The organism is bacterium (assembly GCA_035370465.1).
Classification (GTDB): domain Bacteria; phylum Ratteibacteria; class UBA8468; order B48-G9; family JAFGKM01; genus JAGGVW01.
On sequence record DAOOVW010000081.1, the window covers coordinates 1 to 3,958 of the forward strand.

General features: G+C 27.1%; 5 protein-coding genes. 1 reads left to right on the forward strand and 4 read right to left on the reverse strand.

All coding sequences use genetic code 11. The features are described 5' to 3' along the window. From PLW95_07930 to rpe, 3 genes are all read right to left on the reverse strand, one after another. Window positions 1-317, reverse strand: a 317-nt coding sequence (locus PLW95_07930; GenBank protein HOV22583.1) for a hypothetical protein, incomplete at its 3' end; no start/stop codon positions are given. 144 nt (window positions 318-461) lie between these two features. Then, window positions 462-1,661 (reverse strand): histidinol dehydrogenase, encoded by a 1,200-nt coding sequence (gene hisD, locus PLW95_07935; protein HOV22584.1) that lies wholly within the window; start codon window positions 1,659-1,661, stop codon window positions 462-464. Then, entirely contained in the window at window positions 1,658-2,299 is a 642-nt protein-coding gene (gene rpe, locus PLW95_07940) for a ribulose-phosphate 3-epimerase (protein HOV22585.1), read from the reverse strand. The genes hisD and rpe overlap by 4 nt, the downstream gene beginning before the upstream one ends. 264 nt (window positions 2,300-2,563) lie before the next feature. Here rpe and PLW95_07945 point away from each other — a divergent pair, with 264 nt between their 5' ends. Then, the gene (locus PLW95_07945; protein ID HOV22586.1) at window positions 2,564-3,709 is read left to right on the forward strand and encodes a rhomboid family intramembrane serine protease; all 1,146 of its coding nucleotides are present in this window, start codon (window positions 2,564-2,566) and stop codon (window positions 3,707-3,709) included. A 48-nt stretch (window positions 3,710-3,757) separates the two neighbouring features. Here the strand turns inward: PLW95_07945 and PLW95_07950 are convergent. Beyond that, window positions 3,758-3,958 (reverse strand): hypothetical protein (locus PLW95_07950; GenBank protein ID HOV22587.1); only part of this gene is annotated, 201 nt, incomplete at its 5' end.

Here is a 3,958-nt window from a genome sequence, read left to right on the forward strand (position 1 = left end):
TTCAAACTCCTTCCCTTATAAAGGTTTACCCATCTATCTTTGTAGAGGGGAAGGTCAGGATGGATTTTATAAAATCTCCCCCCACCCCTCTTTTTTAAAGAGGGGAGAATTGAAATAAGGAGAAATAAAAATATATATACAGAAGATAAAAAAACTCCTGATAAAATAATTGAATTTATAAAAGAAAATTTTGTGATTATTAAAAAAGAAATTGTGATTATAAAAAAAAGAAAACAGAAAGATACTACCAACACGAGAGAGTCCTTTCTTTTGACTATTACTTCTTCTTTATTATTACTTTCTACTATTCTTTTCATCATTTCTCTTTTTTTATTATTTTACCCCTTTCTTTCCTTCTGTCAATACTCATAACTTTAATTTTTGTAAAATGAAGTAAAACACTTAGTATATTTATATGATTTAGAAAATTGTCAGAAAAACAGATTTTAAATTGAAAGGAATTAATATTTTTCTCTTATTTTTATTGTGTATGAATGATTTTTCAGTCCTTCTATTTCTGCTATTCTTTCTATATATTTCCCATATTTTTTATAAAAATTTTTTTTAACTTCAATTATTGCATAACTTCTTAAAAAATTATAAACAGAAAGTCCTGAAAATGACTTTGCTGACTGATTTGTTGGTAATATGTGAGATGGACCAACAAAATAATCCCCTACTACTGCGGGAGTATAATCACCAACAAAAATTGCCCCTGCTATTGAATTTTCAACAAGAAAAGAGGGGGTTTTTGATATAATTTGTAAGTGTTCCGGACATACAGAATTTATTATTTTTAGTGCTTCTTCTTGACTTTTTACAATTATATAATATCCATTTTTTACAACTTTTTTTGAAATTTCTTTTCCAATTTTTTCATCTGTTGTTATAAAAAGTCCAAAACCATCAGTATGTTCCATCTGTGCTTTAAAGTCATATTCTATAAATTTTTTATTACCAGAACTATCAGAAAAAATAACCACTTCACTTGGTCCTGCTGGTAGGTCAATCCTTTTATCACCAGAGATAATTTTTTTACAGGTATTGACATATTTATTTCCAGGTCCTGCTATAACATCAACTTCTGGAATTGTCTCAGTTCCATAAGCAAAAGAAGCAATTGCCTGTGCTCCACCAACTCTGTAAATGTTTTCAATACCAAGAAAATAACAAACTCCGAGAATTAAATCAATATTTTTTGAAGGAGGAGTAGCAATATGAATATTCTTAACACCAGCAACTTTTGCGGGTATTGTACTCATTAAAATTGTTGAAATTAAAGGTGACTGCCCACCAGGAATATAAATTCCAGTACTTTCAACAGGGCTAAATTTGAAAATTATTTTATAACTATCTTCTTTTAGAATAAACCCACCAGGAAGTTGTTTTTTATGGTATTTTTCTATTTTCTCAGATGACCTTTTAATTGCTTCAATTACATCTTTATCAATTTTTTTAAAACATTTTTTAATTTCTTCTTTTTCAACTTTTATCTGGGTAATTTTTACTTTATCAAATTTTTCAGTGTAATATAAAACACCTTTATCTTTTTCTTTTTTTATTCTTTTAATTATATTTCTAACTTCATCTTCAATTTTTTCATTTTTCTTTCTTCTTTCTTTTAAAATTTCTACCAATTGAGAAAAATTTATTTTTTTCATCTTAAACTTTCTATTGCTTTTTTATAGTTTTTACTGCTAAAAATGTAAGAACCAGCAACAACAATATTAACTCCTGCTTTTTTAACAATTTTTGCTGTTTCATTATTTATTCCACCATCAACTTCTATGTCAAAATCTAACTTTTTTTGGGTTTTTATATTATTTAATTTTTCAATTTTCGGAACAACATCAGCAATGAATTTTTGTCCTCCAAAACCAGGATTGACACTCATTACTAAAACTTCATTAATAATTTCAAGAAAAGGAACAATCTCATCAACAGAAGTTGGGGGATTTATTACAAGACATACTTTTTTCCCATAATTTTTTATTTCTTCAATAAGTTTTCTATGAGGTATTTTGCATTCAATATGTATTCCTATAATATCTGCTCCACTATTCGCAAAGTCCCTCCAGTATTTTTCTGGATTTGTAATCATTAGATGTGCCTGGAAAGGCAAATTAGAAAATTTTCTTATTGAAGATAAAATCATAGGACCAAATGTTAAATTTGGTACAAAATGTCCATCCATGACATCAAAATGAATTAAGTCAGCACCACTTTTTGTAATTTCTTCTACTTCTTTTCCTAAACAACTGAAATCTGCTGAAAGCAAAGAAGGTGATATTTTAACCATAGATTGTTATTTTAACATATAAAAGAATTAAAATCTAAAATTTGAAGAAGTGAAGAAGTTGACAGAGAATATAGAAAATATAAAATTAATAAAGGAGTATTTTGATTGAAGAACATTAAAATCAATTTTTAAAACTGCTAATATCTCTGGTGAAGAATTTTAAAAAACTTATCTAATAAAAATGAATTTTGGAGTCGCTGATAAAAAACAATGATGTTTCCTTTGGTCTATGCTCAGAGGCATCCTAAATTATAAATTTAAAAAATGTTCTTCTTTTTCCCAATAAGAGATGAATATAGAGTAAAAAAGTTTCCGATTGTAGTTATTTCTATAATAACTATTAATTGTATTGTTTTTTTCCTATCTGCTTTTTCTCCAAATTATGAGGGAATAGTTTTAAAATATGGTTTTGTTCCTGCTAATCCATCTATTCTTACTGCAATTACTTCTATGTTTTTACATGGCGGGATTTCTCATTTAGGTTTTAATATGTGGTATCTTTATTTAACAGGAGATAACCTTGAAGATAGATGGGGAAGATTTAATTTCCTATTTTTTTATCTTCTTGGTGGTATTTTTTCTGTATTCCTTTATTCAGTTCTTATCCCACCACAACATGACTTAGTTCCTTTAATAGGTGCTTCTGGTGCAATAGCAGCAGTTCTTGGAGCATATATAGTTCTATTTCCAAAAACAATTATAACTTTTAAATATTTTTGCTGGTTTTTTCTATTTATAAGAGTTGGAGAATTTAAATTATATGCTTCATTCTGGCTTGGGCTATGGTTTTTTCAGCAGGCACTTTACACATTTCTGGTAAAAAAACTTCTTATTACAAGTTCTGTTGCTTTTGCCGCCCATTTTGCTGGATTTATTTTTGGAGTAATAATTGGAATTGGGACAAAGTTATTTAAGGAAGCAAAATATAGAGAAAATGTTGAGTTGGGGCAAAATTTACTTTTGAATATAATAGGAAGAGAAAAATCTCAGAAAGTTATTTCACTAAAGGAAATGGAAGAAATAGAGGATATAAAAGGGAAAATAAAAGAAAATTTTGAGAAAGAAAGAGCCCTTGCAACTTCTTATTATACTCAACTTTTAAAAAAATACCCTGAAAAAGCAACAATAGATGAGAAAACACATTTTGAAATTGCAGAATCACTTAAAAGACAGGGAAAAATTGATATTGCTATTGAATGTTATAAGAATTTTCTTCTTTCATATCCTTTCAGTAAATTAGCAGATGATGCATTATTTTCATTAGGAAAAATTTATTTTGAAAAAGGTGAATATGAAAAAGCAAAAAATTGTTTTTTACAAATTGTCATTTTTTATCCATATAGCAATGTTTATGAAGAAAGTAAGTACTACCTTGAAAAACAACTTCCTCAATATACCAATAAAGATTAAATTTCAATAATTTATTTTCTAAATAATATTTAAATAACATTTAAAAATTTAATTATTGGTTTTTTTTGCAATATATATCCAGTAGTGTCCATATTTTTTAACTAACTCAAAATTACTCTCAATACATTTCTGTAAAATTGGGCATGCATTTAAAAAATAAAATTGTTTCTTGTCATCAAATCCCCAATCAGCATAATGAATTATTAACTTACATTTTTTCTCAAGAAGTGCCTTACAAATTTTTGATTG

Coding starts and splice junctions, on each gene's coding strand:
- PLW95_07945 (HOV22586.1), top strand. CDS start 2,564: ATGTTCTTCTTTTTCCCAATAAGAGATGAATATAGAGTAAAAAAGTTT.
- hisD (HOV22584.1), bottom strand. CDS start 1,661: ATGAAAAAAATAAATTTTTCTCAATTGGTAGAAATTTTAAAAGAAAGA.
- rpe (HOV22585.1), bottom strand. CDS start 2,299: ATGGTTAAAATATCACCTTCTTTGCTTTCAGCAGATTTCAGTTGTTTA.